The 20,195-nt window shown below is 42.2% G+C and carries 19 protein-coding genes and 1 pseudogene; 15 read left to right on the forward strand and 5 right to left on the reverse strand.

All coding sequences use genetic code 11. The annotated features are described in order from the left end of the window. Nucleotides 1-105: 105 nt before the first annotated feature. Nucleotides 106-471, reverse strand: a complete 366-nt coding sequence (locus LG34_RS10835; protein WP_109216053.1) for a nuclear transport factor 2 family protein — start codon at nt 469-471, stop codon at nt 106-108. Nucleotides 472-923: 452 nt separating this feature from the next. Here LG34_RS10835 and LG34_RS10840 point away from each other — a divergent pair, with 452 nt between their 5' ends. Further along, on the forward strand, nt 924-1,970 hold the full coding sequence (locus tag LG34_RS10840) for a Gfo/Idh/MocA family protein (protein WP_109216054.1): 1,047 nt from the start codon (nt 924-926) through the stop codon (nt 1,968-1,970). A 362-nt stretch (nt 1,971-2,332) separates the two neighbouring features. On the opposite strand, the gene LG34_RS10845 is transcribed toward LG34_RS10840, so the two are convergent. After that, complete coding sequence (locus LG34_RS10845; protein WP_109216055.1) at nt 2,333-2,725, reverse strand: C-glycoside deglycosidase beta subunit domain-containing protein; 393 nt, start codon at nt 2,723-2,725, stop codon at nt 2,333-2,335. 13 nt (nt 2,726-2,738) lie between these two features. Continuing rightward, a complete protein-coding gene (locus LG34_RS10850) occupies nt 2,739-3,749 on the reverse strand; it encodes a sugar phosphate isomerase/epimerase family protein (RefSeq protein ID WP_109216056.1) in 1,011 nt (336 codons plus the stop codon). Nucleotides 3,750-4,000: 251 nt separating this feature from the next. Between LG34_RS10850 and LG34_RS10855 the strand changes: the two genes are divergently transcribed. Continuing rightward, nucleotides 4,001-4,831, forward strand: coding sequence for an AraC family transcriptional regulator (locus LG34_RS10855; protein WP_181369348.1), 831 nt, complete (start codon nt 4,001-4,003; stop codon nt 4,829-4,831). A gap of 309 nt (nt 4,832-5,140) precedes the next feature. Continuing rightward, nucleotides 5,141-5,446 (forward strand): YerC/YecD family TrpR-related protein, encoded by a 306-nt coding sequence (locus LG34_RS10860; RefSeq protein WP_109216058.1) that lies wholly within the window; start codon nt 5,141-5,143, stop codon nt 5,444-5,446. Nucleotides 5,447-5,621: 175 nt separating this feature from the next. Here the strand turns inward: LG34_RS10860 and LG34_RS10865 are convergent, their stop codons facing one another. After that, nucleotides 5,622-6,263: a DUF1836 domain-containing protein gene (locus LG34_RS10865; RefSeq protein ID WP_109216059.1), complete on the reverse strand. Its 642-nt coding sequence runs from the start codon at nt 6,261-6,263 to the stop codon at nt 5,622-5,624. Nucleotides 6,264-6,545: 282 nt separating this feature from the next. On the opposite strand from LG34_RS10865, the gene LG34_RS10870 reads away from it, so the two are divergent. Together LG34_RS10870 and LG34_RS10875 are read left to right on the forward strand one after the other, a co-directional pair. Beyond that, a complete protein-coding gene (locus LG34_RS10870) occupies nt 6,546-7,136 on the forward strand; it encodes a DUF6553 family protein (RefSeq protein ID WP_146190220.1) in 591 nt (196 codons plus the stop codon). Between the two features lie 141 nt (nt 7,137-7,277). Next, on the forward strand, nt 7,278-9,752 hold the full coding sequence (locus LG34_RS10875; RefSeq protein ID WP_181369349.1) for a GH39 family glycosyl hydrolase: 2,475 nt from the start codon (nt 7,278-7,280) through the stop codon (nt 9,750-9,752). 128 nt (nt 9,753-9,880) lie between these two features. Here LG34_RS10875 and LG34_RS10880 read toward each other — a convergent pair whose 3' ends face one another. Further along, on the reverse strand, nt 9,881-10,906 hold the full coding sequence (locus LG34_RS10880; RefSeq protein ID WP_109216062.1) for a LacI family DNA-binding transcriptional regulator: 1,026 nt from the start codon (nt 10,904-10,906) through the stop codon (nt 9,881-9,883). Nucleotides 10,907-11,037: 131 nt separating this feature from the next. Between LG34_RS10880 and LG34_RS16765 the strand changes: the two genes are divergently transcribed. The 10 genes and pseudogenes from LG34_RS16765 to LG34_RS10925 all read left to right on the forward strand — a co-directional run. Continuing rightward, complete coding sequence (locus tag LG34_RS16765; RefSeq protein WP_177956950.1) at nt 11,038-11,187, forward strand: hypothetical protein; 150 nt, start codon at nt 11,038-11,040, stop codon at nt 11,185-11,187. Between the two features lie 60 nt (nt 11,188-11,247). Continuing rightward, nucleotides 11,248-12,453, forward strand: coding sequence for a sugar ABC transporter substrate-binding protein (locus LG34_RS10885; protein WP_109216063.1), 1,206 nt, complete (start codon nt 11,248-11,250; stop codon nt 12,451-12,453). Nucleotides 12,454-12,481: 28 nt separating this feature from the next. Continuing rightward, on the forward strand, nt 12,482-13,465 hold the full coding sequence (locus LG34_RS10890) for an ABC transporter permease (protein ID WP_109216064.1): 984 nt from the start codon (nt 12,482-12,484) through the stop codon (nt 13,463-13,465). Beyond that, entirely contained in the window at nt 13,465-14,964 is a 1,500-nt protein-coding gene (locus LG34_RS10895; protein WP_109216065.1) for a sugar ABC transporter ATP-binding protein, read from the forward strand. The genes LG34_RS10890 and LG34_RS10895 overlap by 1 nt, the downstream gene beginning before the upstream one ends. Further along, nucleotides 14,964-15,968, forward strand: a complete 1,005-nt coding sequence (locus LG34_RS10900) for an ABC transporter permease (protein WP_109216066.1) — start codon at nt 14,964-14,966, stop codon at nt 15,966-15,968. Before LG34_RS10895 ends, LG34_RS10900 begins: the two co-directional genes overlap by 1 nt. A gap of 3 nt (nt 15,969-15,971) precedes the next feature. Continuing rightward, nucleotides 15,972-17,105, forward strand: coding sequence for a Gfo/Idh/MocA family protein (locus LG34_RS10905; RefSeq protein WP_109216067.1), 1,134 nt, complete (start codon nt 15,972-15,974; stop codon nt 17,103-17,105). Nucleotides 17,106-17,198: 93 nt separating this feature from the next. Continuing rightward, nucleotides 17,199-18,119: a sugar phosphate isomerase/epimerase family protein gene (locus LG34_RS10910; RefSeq protein WP_109216068.1), complete on the forward strand. Its 921-nt coding sequence runs from the start codon at nt 17,199-17,201 to the stop codon at nt 18,117-18,119. Nucleotides 18,120-18,149: 30 nt separating this feature from the next. Beyond that, nucleotides 18,150-19,211: a Gfo/Idh/MocA family protein gene (locus LG34_RS10915; protein ID WP_109216069.1), complete on the forward strand. Its 1,062-nt coding sequence runs from the start codon at nt 18,150-18,152 to the stop codon at nt 19,209-19,211. A gap of 111 nt (nt 19,212-19,322) precedes the next feature. Next, the gene (locus LG34_RS10920) at nt 19,323-19,742 is read left to right on the forward strand and encodes a C-glycoside deglycosidase beta subunit domain-containing protein (protein ID WP_109216070.1); all 420 of its coding nucleotides are present in this window, start codon (nt 19,323-19,325) and stop codon (nt 19,740-19,742) included. A gap of 104 nt (nt 19,743-19,846) precedes the next feature. Next, nucleotides 19,847-20,195: pseudogene (locus tag LG34_RS10925) on the forward strand (TIM barrel protein); the annotation flags it as partial.

Below are 20,195 nucleotides of genomic sequence, written 5' to 3' on the forward strand. Positions count from 1 at the left end.
GAAACCTCCACTTAGGAGATAAGCGGCGCAGCGCAGATAGAAAATCAGTCGTGCCGGCATTGGAGTTTTCTTCCAGCTTCTTTTAAAACTACCCTAAACAAGAATTTAAAAAAGTCCATTATTGTGAAGCGGTACGATATCCTGCACGTTATGTTCTACCACATCCCAGTGCTCAGCCAGTTTACCGTCTTCGATGCGGTAGATATCACATACTTTATTGATTGCACCATTCTCAAGTGTGCATTTGAAGAATACATATACGATATCACCATCTTCACCAATGTGAATAATATCCATATGCGGTTTCAGACCAAAGAAAAATTTTGTGAATTCAACAAAACCTTCTTTTCCGTCTGGTGCAGTTGGGTTGTGCTGGATGTAATTATCTTTCATGTAATCATCAAGATTTGAAATATCCCAGTTGTTAAATACTTCATCGTAAAATTTCAATACAAGTTCTTTGTTTGTCATCGTTATTTTCCTCCAGATTTTATATTTTGTTTATGATATGATACGGTACGGATTGAACCATTGTATGGTAGACGGTTATGGATCAATACATGTTTATCTACAGGTACATTAACATTTCTTTGTTTGTTGTATGTATCATACAGATTTGCTCGATATATTTATCATACTGGAAAGATTTTGTTTTGAAAAGATTTGTTTGTCGAAAAAAGTGAAAAAATAAAATCTATGTTTTCAACATTTGTTCAATGAAAAGAAATAGGGTGCTGATATGCGTTTTGTCCATACTTTTGACGCAATTGTGCTATTGGTACATAAAATAGTGATTGTAAAATAAAGATAGCATATTCATGGGGATGTTTATAGATACTATTTCAATTTATGGAGACATTCAGTTTTCATAGGATATCAGCAATAAAACAGATTGTAACAGAGTTGGAGAGGAGAAGACGAATATGGTCAGAGTAGGAGTAATTGGATGTGGAAGAATCGCGCAGCGGCGTCATGTGCCGGAGTATGCTTCCAATAAAAAAGTAGAGATTGCAGGATATTATGATGCAAAAATGCCGCGGGCACAGGCATTAGCGGACAGATATGGTGGAAAAGTGTATAAATCCATCGACGAAATGTTAGCGGATGCATCTATTGATGCAGTCAGTGTCTGCGTGGCAAATAACAAGCATGCAGAGGTGAGTATTCACGCAATGCATGCAGGAAAACATGTACTGTGTGAAAAGCCAATGGCTACTTCTATTGAAGAATGCGAGCAAATGCTGCAGACGGCGAAAGAACATAATTGTTTTCTGATGATTGGTCAGAATCAGCGCTTTAATACTGGGCATATTCGAGCGAAAGAGCTGATTGAACAGGGGCTGATCGGAAAGCCACTGACCTTTAAGACAACGTTCTGTCATGGTGGACCGGAGAAATGGCTGGCCACCGATGATACAGAGAAAATGTCCGGATCAATCTGGTTTTTTGATAAAAAAATTGCTTCTATGGGAGCAATGGCAGATCTCGGTATTCACAAAACTGATTTGATCCAGTATCTGTTGGACGATATTATCACGGAAGTGACGGCAAAGGTTATGACACTGGATAAAAGAGATGCGGATGGCAATATGATTGAACTGGAAGACAATGCCATCTGTATTTTTAAAATGGAAAGTGGTGTGTTTGGTACGATGACAGTCAGTTGGACAGATTATGGGGAAGAGGATAATTCCACGGTTATTTTCGGCACTAAAGGTCTGATGCGTATTTACGATAACAGCGAGCACACGATTCAAATTAGTACGGATCGGGGGGATAAGATCTATTATGATCTGGATATGATGATGACCAATACAAATCAGCGTGAGTCAGGTGTGATCCGTGAATTTATCCGGGAACTGGAAAGTGGCGAGTGGACCAATGCGGCCGATGACCGGTCGGTCAATGCGCTGCGGGCGGTACTGGCGAGTTTTCAGTCCAGCCAGGAGGATCGAACCATCAAATTGTAGGAAATGAATGCGAAATCAGCGAATCCTTCTACGTCAGCTAGTCGCTCGTTACCCTCGTTTTGCTTCGGTTTCATCGCGCTCATTCTCAACTCTGATAAAAGCTGGTCGTTTTCCACTCGCGCAAAACTCGCAAAACTCAGTCTATCACTGAATCGCTTGCCGCAGAAGGATTCGCTGATTTCACAATATAAGTTATGTTATCATTAGCGTATCGCTATAGTTAAAAAATTGCGGGGATGCGTACATAAAAAGAACGCCAGTCAGGCAATCTTTCCTCGGCGAGCGATTGTTAGCTGCAGAGGTAAGATTACTTGACTGGCGCTTTCATAACCTCAAATTTATAACCACAAAAGAAACTAAAACTATTCAATGACGACAGTTCTCGTCATATTTCCTTCCAGTGGTACCGGAATGTAGGCTGTTCTGGTGCAGACTGTCAGGTGCACTTCGTGAGAACCCTTGGAGAGACCGCCTTCCTGCAGAACACGTACCGTTGCAGCTGCGCCGTACTCCCATTTGATGGTTCCGACGGTTTTCATTTCTTCCAAGGAGAACCAGTCGATGTGATCCGGTGTGAAACGGATATTTTCAGCCGGTACTTTGACACCATCCACTTCTACAGCAAGGAAGTTGATCATGGACAGCGGGATACCTCTGTAATAGGTGATATATGTATCCATCTCATAACCGATGATTTTTCCATCTTCTTCTACATTGTGACAGGTTCCTTCTATAAATACATTATTATCAAACATGTCCGAAATCCTCCTAACCTTCGTATTTTTTGATGAGACTCTGAATCAGTTTCTGATGAGCTGCAACCTGCTCTTTTTCCGGAATATATCCGCCCGGTTTTACCCAGCGGTTTCCTTCATACTCAGTAGAAACATAGCCGTTGTAATTGTGCTCATGTAAGAACTTGATGACTTCTTCATAGTTCATGGAATATTCTAATCCTTCCTCTGTCATTTCATACAGTTTGAAATGGAAGTGCTGGATGTATTTTGCAAATGGCTCCATAACGCTTACCGGTACATTTTCGTAACCATCACAGTTGGAAGCATAGAACATATCTTTTGCAGGATCTTTGATGTATTTATCCATTTCCGGATTCTGGCCGTTGTTCTCCAGTCTGATATGGAAGGTATCTTTGCCGCTGGCAAATACATCGTTGACATATTTTACCAGATCCGGGTTGGTTCCATAGATATCCATGCAGTACTCATCCACAACTCTTGGTGGTCTGCGACAGAAAATACTTGTATCAGGAACGATACCGATGTACGGGGAGTCCAGACGAATCATTTCCTCCAGGAATTCCTCTGTTTTCGGAACACCGAAACCGAGTCCGCCGTGGATCTCGATACAGAGGGAGACACCGTATTTTTCAGCTGTTTCCAGACATGGCTCAAGGATCCATGCAGGAACCATGGAAACGAGGCGGATAACCTTGAATCCGAGGCGATGCGCCATAACGATTTCTTTTTTGATCAGATCGACACACTCACGTTTGGTCAGCGTACGATTGCTGTATAAATTTGTATTCAGGAAAATATCATCGCAGGCAAGTCCCGGATGATGTTTTTCAATAATTTTATCCCATGCTGCGTAAGTCTCTTCACTTGGAGTTGGTGTGCCTTTCAGCATCTGGTCCGGAAGAAGCTCGATACCGTCAGCACCAAGTCCCATAACATAGTCGACGATCTGTTCCAGATCCATGTTACCGCGTAAATACTGATACTGTAAACTGTATAAGCTTACACTTGATTTAATACCCATAATAATATTCATCCTTTCTGTTGATCTTCTCTATTTTGATAAGATTATTATACGAAAAAAACTGTCTGTAAACGATAGACGATATCTGTCAACAACATGGACAAAACGCATTATTTTTGCTATGATAAAAAGAAAAAGACACATTGTACATTAAAATGCATAAAAAACGGAGAAAATTATATGCAATGTGACAGATAATTGTAAAATGGGCAGATGTGCAGAAAAACGCAGGAATGATATGGAGGAAAAAGATGGAGATTATTGAAATCGGCAGATCAAAGAAACTGCATTACAGTTTTCCGGAGCATCAGCACGGTTTCTGGGAAATTCTTCTGAACACAAATGGGAATGGCGTGTTTCTGGCAGAAGGAAAAGAATATGAATTTCATCCGGGAACGATTCTGGTCATTCCACCGTATACGCCACATCAGAAAAAATCAAACGACGGATTTCTGGATCGTTCCGTGTTTCTGAAAAATTTTCGAAATATCGGACGCAGTGGTGTAAAACTGTTTGAGGACGATGAACGGCAGACAATTGCAAGAATTTTTGATCTGGTCGAACAGTTTCAATATGGTGAAACGAATCAGAAAGGGGAGACAGAGGCCTCTATCACCAGTGTACTTGGAGACCTTCTGTATCAGGTTCTGGTGTCCTATTATAATCAGAGTAAAAAGAAGGATATCCGGCTGGAAGGTGTCATTGAACTGATGAATGAAAATGTGTCCAATGCGGAGTTTGAACTTTCGAAGGCGATTCAGTCCAGTGGTTATTCCATGGGATATTTTCGGAAAATTTTTAAGGAAATGACGGGGCAGTCACCGGTGAATTATTTTAATTCCCTGCGGATCGGAAAGGCGAAATCCATGTTTCAGCAATATGGAAACAGCCGGACGGTGAAAGAAATCGCTTACAGTTGTGGCTTCTCGGATGCGCTGTATTTCAGCCGGGTTTTCCGACAGTTGGAAGGTATCAGCCCACAGCAGTATATCCGCACTCTGAAGAAGGAGATGACACCGGAGGATATCAGGCTGGTGAAAATGGATACACCAGAGGAATTTTTAAATGATGTATCGGAATAAGACAGAGAATGGATGTGCAAGTCGCATGCAAGTGAGCTCATAAAAATGGTATTCTTTTCGTACAGGCGCTTGCTGCTCCATATATGCAAGCATGTCTGTGTCAACAAGAATCTGCACGAGTGAACGGCAACGCTCATATATTGATCCTGTTTTCCAGAAAAATGCCTCTTTACGTCAAAACTTTAATATGTTAAAATTTTGCATAGAGAAATTGTAAAAGAAGTGTGAGAACGATGACAGATCAGGCAAGAATCGTAAAGGAGCTTACCTGGTTTGATATTGCAGAATGTGAAAACAAGGAGTATAGAGATGAGCAAAAAAATTAGAACTGAGGCGGTAGATCACTTATTTGAAGCAATTTTGTGTCTGAAAGATAAAGAAGAATGTTATACATTTTTTGAAGATGTCTGCACAATTAATGAAATTCTTTCTTTATCACAGCGTTTTGAAGTAGCACATATGTTGCGTCAGCAGAAGACCTATCTGGATATTGCAGAAAAAACCGGTGCATCCACAGCAACGATCAGCCGTGTCAACCGTTCCCTGAATTACGGAAACGACGGTTATGATATGGTATTTGCGAGAATGCAGGATAAGAATGGCGAAAACGCATAACAGAAAAGATGTCTGGCAGACAGGACGAAGCGAAAGAAACGAAGAAAGCTGACAGACGGAAGCAAACAGGTAAAATAAGGATGTCTGGCAGACAGGATGAAACGCAGAAATATGTGTGTGTCAGATCATGAAAAATAAAAAGGAAACGTCAGAGACACCTCTTTTTCAGGGATGTTTAAGAACGTTTCCTTTTATTTGTTTTACTGTTTTTGGAAGTTTCCGGTTTTTTCATGGAATCAATGATTTTTTCAATCAGAAGTTTTTTCGTGTAGACATCAAAGTTCAGCAGACAGATAAAGGTAAACTTCTGCAGAAAAGCAGCATCTTCTTCGTCTAAATTTTCCAGGTCGGAAAAAGCAGATTCACTGATGATGTATTCTTCCCGGATAATTTCTTTCAGACGTTCCACCTGATGGGCTTCCAGCCGGAAGATACTGTCATAGATTTCTTCCAGTGTGGGAGAAGATTTTTCACCAAAATACTCATCGGTCAGCGGATTTAAAATATTTTGAATATCACTGATACTTAAAACACTTTTGAAATAGTAGATAAAAACAAGGGTTAATATATGTTCCTTGGAATATTTCTTTTTCTCCGGAGGGGGAAGAAGATTATTTTTCACATAATTGTTGATCATCGTCTTGGTGAGAATCGGATTTTCTTCGTGACGCTTTGTGGGATAAAGTTCCCTTTCCATAAAGGTGATGACCTGATCCATGTACAGATTGATATCCGGCAGGGCTTCTAGCTTTGTATGGTCAATGCGGGAGAGACTTTCCAGTATGCTGTTAAGCAAATCGTTTGTGTTGATCGTCATGGTTGCTGCCTCCAATCTTAAAATAGTGTTCCTCTGTACAGATATCTGTGCTTTTTCACAGGAGGGACATCTGTTTTGATATATTATTTGTTGTGTAAACTGTAACATATTATATAGTATTGAAAACTGGATGACAAGAAAGACTTGTTATTTTTTGTAGAGTAAAGTTATAATATAGTCACAGTTCACTCGGACAGATTCCGGCTGGCACAGATATGCTTGCATGTATGGGGCAACTGGAACCCGTAGGAAGTGAGATACTTGGAAGGAGAAAATGCACATATGTTATTTCAGGAAGATCGGACACCAATCGTGCCTAAGGGAAAAAAGAATCATGGAGAGTGGCCGGAGAATTATTTTGCAGAATTTGACCCGGCAGCAAGAAAAGCGATTTTAGATAAACAAAGAAATGAAGAAGTGGATGAGACACTGGAATGTCTGGAAAAGTTATTTGCACTTCGTTATAAACAAGATAAAAAAGGAAATTATGCAGACCAGTTTCTGGGACAGTTCCTGCAGCTTCGAATCACAGCGGAAAATCTGGATGCAATGTTTTCAGAACGGAAAAACAGAAAAACAGTCAGACAGTGTCTGGAGCAGTTGCAGCTGCATGCCGGTTCAGAAATCCCGGAAGAACTGATCTATCAGGAAATGTGTCAGCTGACCGGATTGTATATCTATTCCTGTTCCAAGGATGTAAATTACACATCCATGATTTGGGGATTTGGAAAGAAAAGTGATGAAAAAATCAGCGAAAAAATCAATCTGGATCTGGAGCGGATCGGGGAAGCAATTCCAAAATATTTGTCCATGGAAGAAGAGTGCAGTGTGCTGAAAGCTGCAATCCTGGATACAAAGAAACAGTATCTTTGATTTCGGGATGATTTACCGTCTCCTGGAATCTCAGAAGCCGGAGAAATACAGGCTCAGAGATCCTTGAGAGACTATTTGCTTACAAAAGGGAGAAACAGATAGCTGCGTGGCAGAAAAGAAACCTTATGGGAGGTAATGACAATGGAAGAAAAGCAGCTGATGGATTTTGATGTGTTGACGCTGGGAGAAGGGGAAACTGCTGACGAAGATCTGCAGATATTATTTGTATTGAATGGAAATGTGTCAGTGCAGATGGCAGAGAGTATTCTGCATCTGGGGGAAAAGGATTTTCTGATTCTGCATCCATTTCAGGTATATTCCGTTAAAATGGATAAAAACAGTCTGGTTATGCGATTTCGGGCAAATGTCCGGATGATGTCAGAATATTATGACCTCAGCAAACTGGAATTTCTGGGAAATTCAGTGGAAGAAGCATCAGAGAGACATACGATTCTGCGAAACCTGCTGGAAAAATGCATTACATATTATTACGGGAAAAAGGGAAACAATGGAAGAATTCTTCTGAAACTGAACAGTCTGTATTATGAAATTGCAGAACTTCTGATTTCGTCTTTTTCCATTGTCCGGAGCCAGACGTCAGACAGTCTGGAAGGGGAGGAAGATGAATCTCTGATCCAGGAAATGACACGCTATATTCACATGAATTATCAGTCGGCGTTGAAGCTGGAAGATCTTGCGGAACATTTTTTCCTGTCGCCACCTTATATCTCCCGGTTTTTTAAAAAGAAACTGGGGATTAATTTTGCAAAATATCTGTCCGAGGTTCGTCTGGAGGAAGCTACGAAAAAACTGACCCAGACGGAAAATTCCCTGACCTGGATTGCCATGGACTGCGGTTTTCCTAATCTGACTGCCTTTAACAAAGCGTTTCGGGAGAAATATCAGGTAAGTCCAAAGCAGTATCGGACGGAATTAAAGCAGACAGAGCAGAAGAAAGAAAAAGCGGACAAGGAGAGCCGGGCACTGGCGGAGTTTCAGCTTCTGGATTATTTTGAGAAGAACAATCATATTCAGGGGCGGGAATTTGATGAGACGGAGCAGGTGGTGGCAGATGCTTCCGAGTATACGATTCTGGAAAAAAACTGGAATAAGATGATCAACATCGGTGGCATCTATCTGTTACTGCAGAAAGAAATTCAGGATCATACGTTGTTTTTATGCAAGACCCTTGGGTTTGAATATGTACGAATCTGGGATCTGTATGAGACACGTATGCATATCAATGCCGGAAACAGAGAGCGGAAGTACAATTTCAGTCGTCTGGACATCTGTCTGGACTTTTTGACCCAGAATCATATCAAACCGTATCTGGAACTTGGATTTAAACCGTTTATTTTACTGCGAAGTTATCAGGATTATATTTTTAACGAAGAACGTGAAATTTTATTTGAGGAAGCCAGGGAGTATGGAATCTTTATCCGAAGTCTGATCAAACATGTGATTAATCGCTACAGTATTCAGGAAATTTCCAGCTGGTATTTTGAGCTCTGGTGCGATCCGAGATGGTTTCCGGATGGAGAGCCGGCTACTTATATTGAATATTTTGAGGAAGCCTACCAGGCCATCAAAGAACTGGCTCCGCAGGCACATGTGGGTGGGGCTTACGATCGTTCCTATGGTATTATTTCCTTTGAACATTTTATTGAAGTGTGGAGTACCAGAAATATTCAGCCGGATTTTCTGTCTCTGTACTGCTATGCACCGCTTATGAGGGAAGTGACTTATAAGGAAAAAGGAATCGAAGTGACAGAGAATACCTACCGTGAAATGATGCGTCAGATGCACATTAATGAAGAAGCAGTGGCACCGGAAGAAATCAAGGATTTTCAGATGAGCAGTTACGTGGAAACCAGAAAAAGGATCATGCTTCAGTATGGCATGATGATGCCAATGATCTGCAGTGAGTGGAACTTCACTGTTATTAATTCTAATGTCATGAATGACAGCCGTTTTAAAGGAGCTTATGTCATGCATGAGATTATGAGTATGTATCAGGAACTTGGCATGATGGGATACTGGTTTGGTACGGATCAGTTTGCGGAGGATGATGATGCACCGATGCTGCTGAACGGTCGTTGTGGACTGATCACCCATCAGGGAATCTGTAAACCGGCATACTGGGCGATTCTGATGCTGAACCGTCTGGAAAATTATCTGCTGACGAAGACAGAACATACAATGGTTACCCGGAATGAGTTTGGAAGCTATGTCATCGCCTGCCATAATTACAAGCCGTTGGATATCCAGTATTATGTGCAGAAAGAGAAAGACGTCAGAATTGAGAGTATTCCTCATTTTTACGAAAATTCCGTGCAGCTTACTTTGAATATTACTATCAATGGGGCAAAAAATGGAAAATACCATGTAAAAACAAGGGTGGTAAATTCAAAATACGGCGGTGTGCAGGATGAATGGCTGCGTATGGGAAAAGTCGCCTTTCTGACAACGGCGGATGTGGAATATATTGACCATATGTCCAGACCTCATATCACGATTTCGGAACAGGAAGTGATGGATCATGTGCTGCGTTTCAGTGTAAAACTGGAAGCACAGGAGATATTACTGATTCATGCTTTCCAGTATATGGAGGAGTAGAGCGACGGATGAACTCAGTTCCCCTGTACAAGCGAACTGGAGGCATAAAATAAAACGAAAGACCGGAGAACATGTTTCTCGGGTCTTTCATTTTCATGAGGAGTTTAATTTATTATAGAATACAGAAATCAGGTGGATTCCTGTATTACTAACTTGGATGGGAGCAGGATCGGTTTTGCCTGCTCGTAAGGGTTTTTGATCAGAGAAAGCAAGAGTTTTGCACTCTGAATGCCAAGGTCACGCCGTGGCTGACTGATGGTTGAGATGGTCGGTGTGGAGAGTGATGCGTACATGGTGTTGTCAAACCCAAATACTTTGATATCCTCCGGAATCCGAAATCCCTGTGCCAGACCGGCTTTGATCACTGCGTGGGCATGTTTGTCCGATGTGGCAAAAATCGCATCAGGCGGATCAGCCAGCTGGAAAAAATGATTTGCAGCGGCCAGAATACGGCTGTACGAAAAGTCAGAGACCTGTACGACATATTCCGGCCGGACAGCCAGTCTATTACCGGTGAGCATAGATCGGTATGCCCGATAGCGGCTCTGCACATGACGGTAATCATATGAGGAGGAAAAGAAGGCAATTTTCTGGCAGCCTTCGTTGATCAGATGTGCGATCGCTATTTTGGTAATTGAATAATCATCTATCGAAACATAAGGTACATTCGTATAAAACGGATTGTATTCACTGCACTGGACAACCGGGTAAGCCGCATTGAGCTGCCGCAGAATATCTTCGGACAGTGCATACATGACAATGATGCCGGAAACCTGAAGGTTCGCGCAATAATTAAGAAAAGAAGTAATTGTGCTGCGATCAGGCATTTCCTGTGTTACTACCATATGACAATGTGCGTGACTGAGGTAATCACTGATTCCTTCCAGAATGTCATCATAAAACGGATTGTTCCAGGTCGGGATACAGACCAGTATCGTGGACTCCTGAGCTACTTTCTTTACAGAAGCAGAAGCACTGCTTCTTTTTTTGGTGCTCAGATCTTCCGGTGTGATCTCATGAAGCTCAAAAGCTTTCAATATTTTATCTCTTGTTTTTTTGGTCACCACATTTGGCTGGTGAATCATGCGGGAGACGGTAGCAGGAGAAACACCTGCTGTCTTCGCAATATCATAAATTGTAACTTTCCCATTCATAATACATTACATCCTTCTTGACTGTAATATGATATGAAGAAACAACTAGTTAAATAGGATAAAAATTAATAACTATTTGTTTGTTTCATGTACAAAACATAGCAGAAAAGACAAAAAAAGGAAATAGAAAAATGAAAAAAACAGCAAAAAGACAAGAAAAAGGTATAAAATATTACTTGTTTCAGAAACAAAATGAAAAAATGACCAAAACATGGCAAGTTTGTGAAGAAATTATGAAAAAAATAAACAATTTTCAAATAGTCGTACATAGGGGGATTTGATAGAATGCAAGTAACGAGAGGGGAAGTAACCAACTCGAAAGAAAAAGGAGGTATTTCACAATGAAGATGTGGAAAAGATTAGTAAGTGCAGGCTTAGTGGCAGCTATGTCAGGTGCAATGCTTGCAGGATGCGGAAACACAGCGGGTAACGGCGATGCAAACAATGGCAGCGCAGGGGATGAGAAACCGGCAGCAGCTTCTACAGGGGACGTAAAAGTAGAAGATACTGGTTTCAAAGCAGACAAAACTTATAAGATCGGTTACAACTATTATGGACCAGGTTCTTATGCATTAACAACTCTGGCAAACAATCAGGACTATGTAGTGAAATGCTTCGGAAGCGAGACACAGTCTACATCTGATGACTTCCAGGTAGATAAGATCGTACAGGACGTTGAGAATATGATCTCTGCAGGATGTGACGGATTAGTAATCTGGCTTCCGGCTGACAACTTATACAAAACAGTTATCGACATGTGCGAGAAAGCAAAAGTTCCTTATGTATTCTCAGACAAAGTTCCGTCTGATCCGGACGTTATCGCAGCATTACAGAACAGCGAGTACTTCGCAGGTGCTGTAGGACCGGCAAATGCTGAGTATGGTTCCTTAATCGCTGACTATGCATTAGAGCAGGGATACAAAACATGTATCATCTCTACAGGTGCACAGGGTGACCCGACAGATACACCACGTATCGAAGCTTTCACATCTGAATTCGAAAAAGGTGGCGGAAAGATCGAGCAGGTTGTTTACACAGACTCCCAGGATAACATCCAGCCATACACAGAGAACGCTTTAGTAGCATATCCGGATGTTGATTTCGTATATGGTACAGGTTCTGATTTTGGTATTGGTGCTGCAGATGCAATCGCTAACCAGGGATTAGACGCAAAAGTTCTGACATCCGGACTTGATACTGCAGTTCTTGAGTATCTGTGCGATGACAGCAACGCTGTTGAGTTCGTAAACGGTGACTACTGGATCGCCGGTACTATGGCTACTGTAGCTCTGATGAACTACTTAGATGGAACTCCGTTAAAAGATGCTGATGGCAAAATGGTATTCGTCGACGACATTATGCCATTCCAGATTACAGCAGATTCATATGATACATTCAAGAAAACATTTATTGACAACCCATGCTATTCAGCAGCTGAGATCCAGGCTATGGATGGAAAATACAATCCGGATTTCAACTATGATGCATTTATGAAAGTTATCAGTGATTATTCATTAGACGAGAGAGCAGCAGCTGCTGCTAAATAATTCAGTTTGCAGAAAGGGGTAGGCATTTATGTCCAAAGAAAAAACTTTAAGTGTCGATCCGAAAAAGAAACGTCTGCAAACCCAGATTTTGGTTATTGCGATTGTCGTCGCAGCATTTGTAGTCTGCCACTTTATTACAGGTGGCAGATTACTTGCTCCGAATAATCTGCGTACAATTCTGACACAGGTTACATATCCAATGATCGTTGCACTGGGAATGATGTTTATTTTTACGGGCGGTATGATTGATTTATCTATAGGAGCACAGGCTATTTTAGCAGGTAACGTGGCAGCAGTACTGGTAGAAGATTTCGGACTTGGTTATGCAGGTCTGATCATCGGAGCAATCGTTACTATGATCGTTTGTGAATTACTGAGTGCATCCTGTTCCGTATTCTTGGGAATTCCGTCCTGGGTAGCAGGACTTGGTGCGGCATTGGTATTTGAGGCAATTGCAACCATTTATGTCGGCAACCGTGCAAAAACAGCCGGAGCAGCCGTTGTATATCTGAAACATTGTCAGGCACTGGGAAAATTCCCGACCATCTTTATTATCGCGATTGCGGTATTTGTAGTCGCATGGTTTATCTTTAACCGCACAAAACTTGGTTTTAACCTCCGTGCCATCGGTGGTGGCGGAGAAGTCGCAGAAGCAATGGGTATCAACAGAGTAAAAACTATCATGCTTTCTGCCGCAGTTGGAGCACTTATCATCTCCATCGGCGTAATCACACAGCTTTCCTATACCGGACGTTTTACCACATCCGCAGGTATGGGATCCTTAAGTGGTATCTTCAAATCACTGGCTGTTATCCTGATCGCAGGTTCTTTCTCCCGTATCTATAATGATGCCGTAGGATGTGTGATCGGAGCATTTATTGTAGCTGGATTGTTTAATGTATTGACATTGATGGGTGTTCCGTCAGGTACAGGCCAGGACGTATGTCTGGGTATGGTAGTACTTGTATGTGGTATCCTCTCATCTTTGGGATATAAGGGGGTTATGAAGTAATGGCAGAAGAGATGTTACGAATCGAAGGTGTCAGCAAAAGCTTTGGACCGACCTTAGCAAACAAAGATATCAACCTGGTTCTGGAAAAAGGTGTTCTCCTTGGTCTTGCAGGTGAGAACGGATCCGGAAAATCCACACTGGCTTCCATGGTATGTGGAATGCAGAGTAAGGATTCAGGTAAATTTTATAAAAATGGTGAAGAATATGATCCACACTCTCCGAGTGATGCGGCAGCACATGGCATTGCCATGGTCGTACAGGAACTTGGAGTAGTAGGAAATCTGCCGGGAATCGTAAATATGTTCCTTGGCAAGATGGATAAATATAAAAAAGGGCCTGCAGTAGATCTGGCAGCTATGAACAGAGATGCTGAGGCAGTGTTTGAAAAATGGCATCTGCCGAAAGTTCCGCTGGATGTACCAGCCGGCACACTTTCTATCGAGCAGAGAAAAATCATGGAGCTGGCAAGAGCCCTGATCACAGATCCGGATTTCCTGGTTCTGGATGAAATTTCCCAGGCGTTATCCCAGGATAACCGCCAGGTACTGTATAAATTTATCGAGCAGTTCAAATCCCAGGGAAGAACCATCCTGATGGTTACCCATGACCTGGAGGAAATGGTAGAAATCTGCGATCAGATCGCAGTCCTTCGAGATGGTGTCATTGTAGAGTGCAAAGATGCCAAAGAGTTTACCATGGATGAACTGAAACGTCAGATGATCGGTCGTGAGGTATCCGGTGACTATTACCGTGATGACCAGAAAGAGCAGTATGAGAATGAAGTGGTACTGGAAGTCAGAGATCTGACAATTGAAGGAAAATGCGAGCATATTTCCTTTGATGTACATAAAGGAGAAATCCTTGGTGTCTGCGGACTTTCTGATGCAGGTATCCATGAACTTGGAAGTGCTATTTATGGTCTGGAACATCATGATGGAACCGTACGGGTCAAAGCATCCGATACGTTATTAAAACATCCGGATGATCTGGTAAAGACAAAAGGTGCATACCTTTCCAAAGACCGTGATGTAAATGGTCTGATGCTGGATGCGGGAATCGGTGCAAATCTGATCATTCCGTCTCTGGTAGAATTGTCAGGACCGGTGGGATTCTTAAGTCCAAAGAAAACACGAGCACTGGCAGAAAAAGCTTCTCAGGCATTCGAGATCAAATCTTCCGGTTTGAATCACATCGTACGTCGTCTGAGCGGTGGTAATAAACAGAAAGTAAACTTAAGCCGCTGGCTGGTCAAAGATCTGGATTATATCATCCTTGACTGTCCGACCCGTGGTGTAGATATCGGTGTCAAAGCTTATATCTACAGTGTATTAAAGAAAGCAAAAGCAGAAGGAAAGGCAATCATCATGATTTCCGATGAGCTTCAGGAAGCAATGGGTATGTCTGACCGGATTATGGTTATGAAAGATCATAAATTCGCTGCAATGCTTTCCAGAAACTGTGATTTCACAGAAGAAAAAATGATGGAGGTAATGCTGTAATGAAAACTAAAAAAATGCGTTTTGATATTAACACATGGCTTCCGATTATCATTTTTGTACTGATTCTGGTAATTTTCAGTATTGCTACCGGTGGTACACTGCTGAATTCCAGAAATATTTTAAACATCTTTAACCAGTCTGTAGCAACGATCCTTGCAGGTCTCGGAATGTTATTTGTAGCAGCTATGGGTAGTACTGATATCAGTACCGGTGTAGTTGTAGCCCTGGCAGGATGTTTCGGATTAATGGGTGCACAGGCATCCGGAAACTCTCTGGTATTTATCATCATCTCTATCCTGATCGGTATCGGATCCGGTCTCTTGCTTGGATATGTAAATGCAAAGAGAAAAGTAAATTCCTTTATGGCATCCCTGGCTTTGCTGATGGCTTGGCGTGCAATCGTAAACCTTGTTCTGAGTAACAAAGCATACTATCTGCCGGATAATCTGTATGTACTGGACAGACCGGTAGTCAAAGGAATTATTCTGGTAGCAATCGTACTTGTAATCATCTACATTTGGAAATTTACCAGATTCGGTAATTATGTCAGAGGTATTGGTGAAAACGAAGTTGCTATGAAATATGCCGGTGTCAACGTAGACAGAGTAAAAATCTTGGCATTTGTAATGTCTGGTCTTCTGGCAGCAGTTGCCGGTATCTTTACCGTCGTTCGACTTGGTGGAACAAACAACACCATGGGATCCGGTTTTGAAATGAAAGTTATGATGGCGCTGTTCATCGCAGGTATCCCGGTACAGGGTGGTGAAGGTTCCAAAGTATACAAATTATTATTCGGTGCTCCGACCATCATCATGCTGGAGAATGGATTAGTTCTCTGTGGACTGGATGCAGGAGTGACACAGCTGGTTCGTGGTCTGGTACTGCTTGGAGCGGTTTGTCTGACAAGTCAGCTTGCCAAGAGAATGGCTTATGTAGGTCAGGAAGGTGCTCATAATCAGAAAGAGAACGCAGCGGAGACAGCTGTAGAAAATGGAGGAAAATAAATCATGAAAAACGGAAAATTACAGGTAGGTATCATCGGTTGTGGTGGTATCGCTAATCAGAAACATTTACCGGCTCTGAAAAATCAGGCAGACAAAGCAGATATGGTTGCTTTCTGTGATATCTTAATTGACAGAGCAGAGAAAGCTGCTGCTGAGTATGGTGTAGAAGGTGCAAAAGTATACGAGGATTACCATGAATTATTAGCTGATCCGGAGATCGATGTAGTACATGTACTGACACCAAACGTAGCTCACTGCCCGATCACATGCGACGCATTTGCAGCAGGCAAACATGTAATGTGTGAGAAACCAATGGCACACAACACAGAGTCTGCTCAGAAAATGATGGATGCATGGAAAAAATCCGGCAAGAAATTCACAATCGGATATCAGAACCGTTTCCGTGTTGATACACAGACATTACACAAAGCTTGCGAAGCTGGTGAATTTGGTGATATCTACTTTGCAAAAGCACATGCAATCCGTAGAAGAGCCGTTCCGACATGGGGTGTTTTCCCGGATAAATCCAAACAGGGCGGCGGTCCTCTGATCGATATCGGAACACATGCATTAGACATCACATTATGGTGCATGAACAACTACAAACCGGTATCCGTTATGGGTTCTGTATTTGAAAAACTCGGACATTCTGAGCTCGCTACACAGGGCAACATGTTTGGTGCATGGGATCCTGAGACATACGAAGTAGAAGATTCTGCATTCGGATTCATCAAATTTGAGAACGGCGCAACCATCTTCCTTGAGTCCGCATGGGCAATCAACATGAAAGACTCCAGAGAAGCAGCTTGTACACTCTGCGGTACAAAAGCTGGTGCCGAGATCGTTGGAGCTATGTCCGGCGGTGGCGCAAGCAGCGGACGTGAGTATGATCTGGTTGTAAACGGAACCTATCACGGACAGCTTGTTGAGCAGAACCTTTCCGAGGGTGGAACAATCGCATTCTTCGAGGGCGGATCATCCGAGCCGAAAGATATCGAGTGCGAGCAGTGGTTAAACTGCATTATCAACGATACAGAGCCAGTTGTAAAACCGGAGCAGGCATTCGTTGTAACACAGATTCTGGATGCTATCTATGAGTCTGCACGTACAGGTAAAGAAGTACTTCTGAATCAGTAAGATCAGAAAAATTGGTTACAGCTGTGGATATGCCGGGAAACCAGGCATGTCCACGGCTCCCTTTCATAAATAAAAATACGAGGAGAAAATGCAATGAAATTAGGATTTGTAAGTGCTATTTTAGATCAGAGCAACTACGAAGAAATGATGGATATCGCATCCGACCTTGGTTTTGAGTGTGTGGAAGTCGCATGCTGGCCACAGGGAAAAGCAGAGCGTCGTTATGCTGGTGTCAGCCATATCGATGCCGAGCGTGTGCTGGAAGATGAGGCATATGCAAAACATATTTTAGATTATGCAGCAGAAAAGAACGTAGAGATTTCTTCTCTTGCTTATTATCCGAATACTTTGGACCCGGATCTGGAGAAACGTCAGGCAGCCGTTGACCATCTGATGGCTCTGATTAAAGCAAGTGCAAAACTTGGCATCAACATGGTTACAAGTTTTATTGGCCGTGACCAGTCCAAGACAGTAGAAGAGAATCTTGAAATCGTAAAAGAGGTATGGCCTCCAATCATCAAACTGGCAGAAGAGCAGGGTGTAAAAGTAGCAATCGAGAACTGCCCGATGCTCTTTGGTGCAGATCAGTGGCCAGGCGGACAGAACCTGATGACCACACCGGCAAACTGGAAGAAAGTATTTGAGATTCTTCCGAGTGATAATTTTGGTATCAACTACGATCCTTCCCATTTTGTATGGCAGATGATCGATTACATCAAACCAATCTATGAGTTTAAGGATAAAATCTTCCATGTTCATTACAAAGATATCAAAGTATATCCGGACAAACTGCAGGAAGTTGGAATCATGGGTTATCCGCTTGACTTCATGTCCCCGAAGCTTCCGGGATACGGTGATGTGGACTGGGGCAAATATGTATCTGCTTTAACAGACATCGGATACGATGGATACACCTGTATCGAAGTCGAAGATAAGTTCTTCGAAGGAAGTCAGGAAAAAGTATTAGACAGCTTAAAACTCAGCAAACGTTACATGACACAGTTTGTTATCTAATAATTATAAAAGCAAATGGAGGAAGCGAGTATGAATCTTAGATTTGGTATTATCGGATATGGTTTTATGGGACATGAGCATATGACGTTATTATCCGATTTTGATGGCATTGATGTAATCGCTATCTGTGACCGTGAAGCTGACCAGATGGACGATGCACCGGAAGGAGTTGCAAAATACACGGATGCAGCAGATCTTCTGGCGAGAGATGATATCGATGTTGTTATCATTTCTGCAAACAATAACCAGCATCTGAAACTGGTAAAAATGGCAGCAGCCGCAAAGAAAAACATTATCTGTGAGAAACCGGTCGCACTGTCCATTCCGGATCTGGAAGAGATGGAGAAAGCCGTTGCAGAGAATGGTGTGAAATTTACGGTACATCAGCAGAGAAGATTTGACCCGGATTACCGTACAATGAAAAATGTATTTGATTCTGACGAACTGGGTGACATCTACACCGTTCAGACCGGTCTGTACGGATATAACGGAAATATGCATGACTGGCATATTTACCCGGAACAGGGCGGCGGTATGATGTATGACTGGGGCGTACATCTGATCGATCAGATGCTTTACATGATCCCGGGCAAGATCACATCCGTATTTGCAGATGTGAGAAACGTCATCAATGAGCAGGTAGATGATTACTTCAAAGTATTACTGATGTTTGAAAACGGTATTACCGCAGAAGTAGAACTTGGTACTTACTTCCTGAAGGATGAAGACAAATGGTTCGAGCGTCACTGGTTCATGGGTGGCAATAAAGGATCCGCTTATGTGGACGGTTTCCATCCGGAAGGAAAAATCGTACATACCGCACATCTGCTTCAGAATGCAGGCCATGGCCGTACAATGACAGCAGCCGGCCCGACAAGATCTTTCGGTCCGCCAAGTGAAGGATTGATCCTGAGCAAAGATATCGAAATCGCTCAGACAACTCACCGTATGTATTTTGAAAACTATGTCAAAGCATACCGTGGAGAAGAAGATTTCCTGGTTAAGATTCCGGAGGTAAAACGTGTATTAAAAGTTATGGATGCAGCAAGACTGTCTGCAAAGACAAGAAAATCTGTAGATTTTGAGGCATAAGTAAACCTGAAGAGACAGGTGCTTTGTGCGCACCTGTCTTTTTTGTACTCAAAAACAGGTAAAAATACGGGTTTTTCGCCGTTTTTTGGTAAAAAAGGAGATGTAAAAAACATGGATTTCGTGGCATATAATGAGATTCTGATCTGTGAAAAACCAATCAGAAATGAGATAGTAGCAGGCAAAAAAATCGGATACACATTTGAAATTCGTTATCCATCCTATCGGGGATGTTATCTGAGCTGTATCGAAGATCTGAAGTTTGAGATAGACGGACAGGAGATTGCAAAAGAAAAGATTGCTTTCAGTCTGAACGGAAAGGAATTTACAATTTCAGACCTTCCGGAACTGAATCATGAGTACTGGTATGTAATGAAACCGGCGACCATCCGGGTGCAACAGATCGGTGGAATTGCACCGGGAGATCATACACTTCGTGTATACATGAAACACAGAGTGCCATATACCGGATATTTTGGACAGTATCTGACACTGATCAGTGACCGCACAGAGACACTGGCAGCTGAGCAGTAATACAGATATGTGACATTTCGAAAGAATTTCTGCCCAATATACAGATAATGTATGGAGACAGAAATTCCCAGGAAGATTTAGAGGAAAGATAGGAGAGTAACGATATGAATACAGATATTAAAATAGGTGTATCCCTGTATAGCCTGTCCACGGAATTCATTCACGGAACACTGGACCTGGAAGGCTGCCTGAAGGCAGTACATGATATGGGATATAAAGGAATCGAACTGGTTGCGGCACAGATGGTTCCGGATTATCCATTCCCATCCGATGAATGGTTATATAATCTGCGTGGACTGCTGGAAAAATACGAGCTGGAACCGGTATGCTGGTCCGCTTATATCGATATGGGCACAAGAAGTGACCGTGATATGAATGAGGAAGAAATTATCCAGTGTACATTAAATGATCTCGTTTATGCCAAAAAGGCAGGATTTCCAATGGTTCGTACCC

It is taken from the genome of Eubacterium ramulus, from assembly GCF_003122485.1.
Classification (GTDB): domain Bacteria; phylum Bacillota; class Clostridia; order Lachnospirales; family Lachnospiraceae; genus Eubacterium_I; species Eubacterium_I ramulus_A.

What these genes read in the sequence shown, in the direction of transcription:
- LG34_RS10910 (WP_109216068.1), top strand. Translation starts at nt 17,199, where the DNA reads ATGAAATTAGGATTTGTAAGTGCTATTTTAGATCAGAGCAACTACGAA.
- LG34_RS16765 (WP_177956950.1), top strand. Translation starts at nt 11,038, where the DNA reads ATGAAAAAAACAGCAAAAAGACAAGAAAAAGGTATAAAATATTACTTG.
- LG34_RS10855 (WP_181369348.1), top strand. Translation starts at nt 4,001, where the DNA reads ATGGAGATTATTGAAATCGGCAGATCAAAGAAACTGCATTACAGTTTT.
- LG34_RS10875 (WP_181369349.1), top strand. Translation starts at nt 7,278, where the DNA reads ATGGAAGAAAAGCAGCTGATGGATTTTGATGTGTTGACGCTGGGAGAA.
- LG34_RS10850 (WP_109216056.1), bottom strand. Translation starts at nt 3,749, where the DNA reads ATGGGTATTAAATCAAGTGTAAGCTTATACAGTTTACAGTATCAGTAT.
- LG34_RS10845 (WP_109216055.1), bottom strand. Translation starts at nt 2,725, where the DNA reads ATGTTTGATAATAATGTATTTATAGAAGGAACCTGTCACAATGTAGAA.
- LG34_RS10835 (WP_109216053.1), bottom strand. Translation starts at nt 471, where the DNA reads ATGACAAACAAAGAACTTGTATTGAAATTTTACGATGAAGTATTTAAC.
- LG34_RS10900 (WP_109216066.1), top strand. Translation starts at nt 14,964, where the DNA reads ATGAAAACTAAAAAAATGCGTTTTGATATTAACACATGGCTTCCGATT.
- LG34_RS10865 (WP_109216059.1), bottom strand. Translation starts at nt 6,263, where the DNA reads ATGACGATCAACACAAACGATTTGCTTAACAGCATACTGGAAAGTCTC.
- LG34_RS10895 (WP_109216065.1), top strand. Translation starts at nt 13,465, where the DNA reads ATGGCAGAAGAGATGTTACGAATCGAAGGTGTCAGCAAAAGCTTTGGA.
- LG34_RS10920 (WP_109216070.1), top strand. Translation starts at nt 19,323, where the DNA reads ATGGATTTCGTGGCATATAATGAGATTCTGATCTGTGAAAAACCAATC.
- LG34_RS10840 (WP_109216054.1), top strand. Translation starts at nt 924, where the DNA reads ATGGTCAGAGTAGGAGTAATTGGATGTGGAAGAATCGCGCAGCGGCGT.
- LG34_RS10915 (WP_109216069.1), top strand. Translation starts at nt 18,150, where the DNA reads ATGAATCTTAGATTTGGTATTATCGGATATGGTTTTATGGGACATGAG.
- LG34_RS10890 (WP_109216064.1), top strand. Translation starts at nt 12,482, where the DNA reads ATGTCCAAAGAAAAAACTTTAAGTGTCGATCCGAAAAAGAAACGTCTG.
- LG34_RS10905 (WP_109216067.1), top strand. Translation starts at nt 15,972, where the DNA reads ATGAAAAACGGAAAATTACAGGTAGGTATCATCGGTTGTGGTGGTATC.
- LG34_RS10860 (WP_109216058.1), top strand. Translation starts at nt 5,141, where the DNA reads ATGAGCAAAAAAATTAGAACTGAGGCGGTAGATCACTTATTTGAAGCA.
- LG34_RS10870 (WP_146190220.1), top strand. Translation starts at nt 6,546, where the DNA reads ATGTTATTTCAGGAAGATCGGACACCAATCGTGCCTAAGGGAAAAAAG.
- LG34_RS10885 (WP_109216063.1), top strand. Translation starts at nt 11,248, where the DNA reads ATGAAGATGTGGAAAAGATTAGTAAGTGCAGGCTTAGTGGCAGCTATG.
- LG34_RS10880 (WP_109216062.1), bottom strand. Translation starts at nt 10,906, where the DNA reads ATGAATGGGAAAGTTACAATTTATGATATTGCGAAGACAGCAGGTGTT.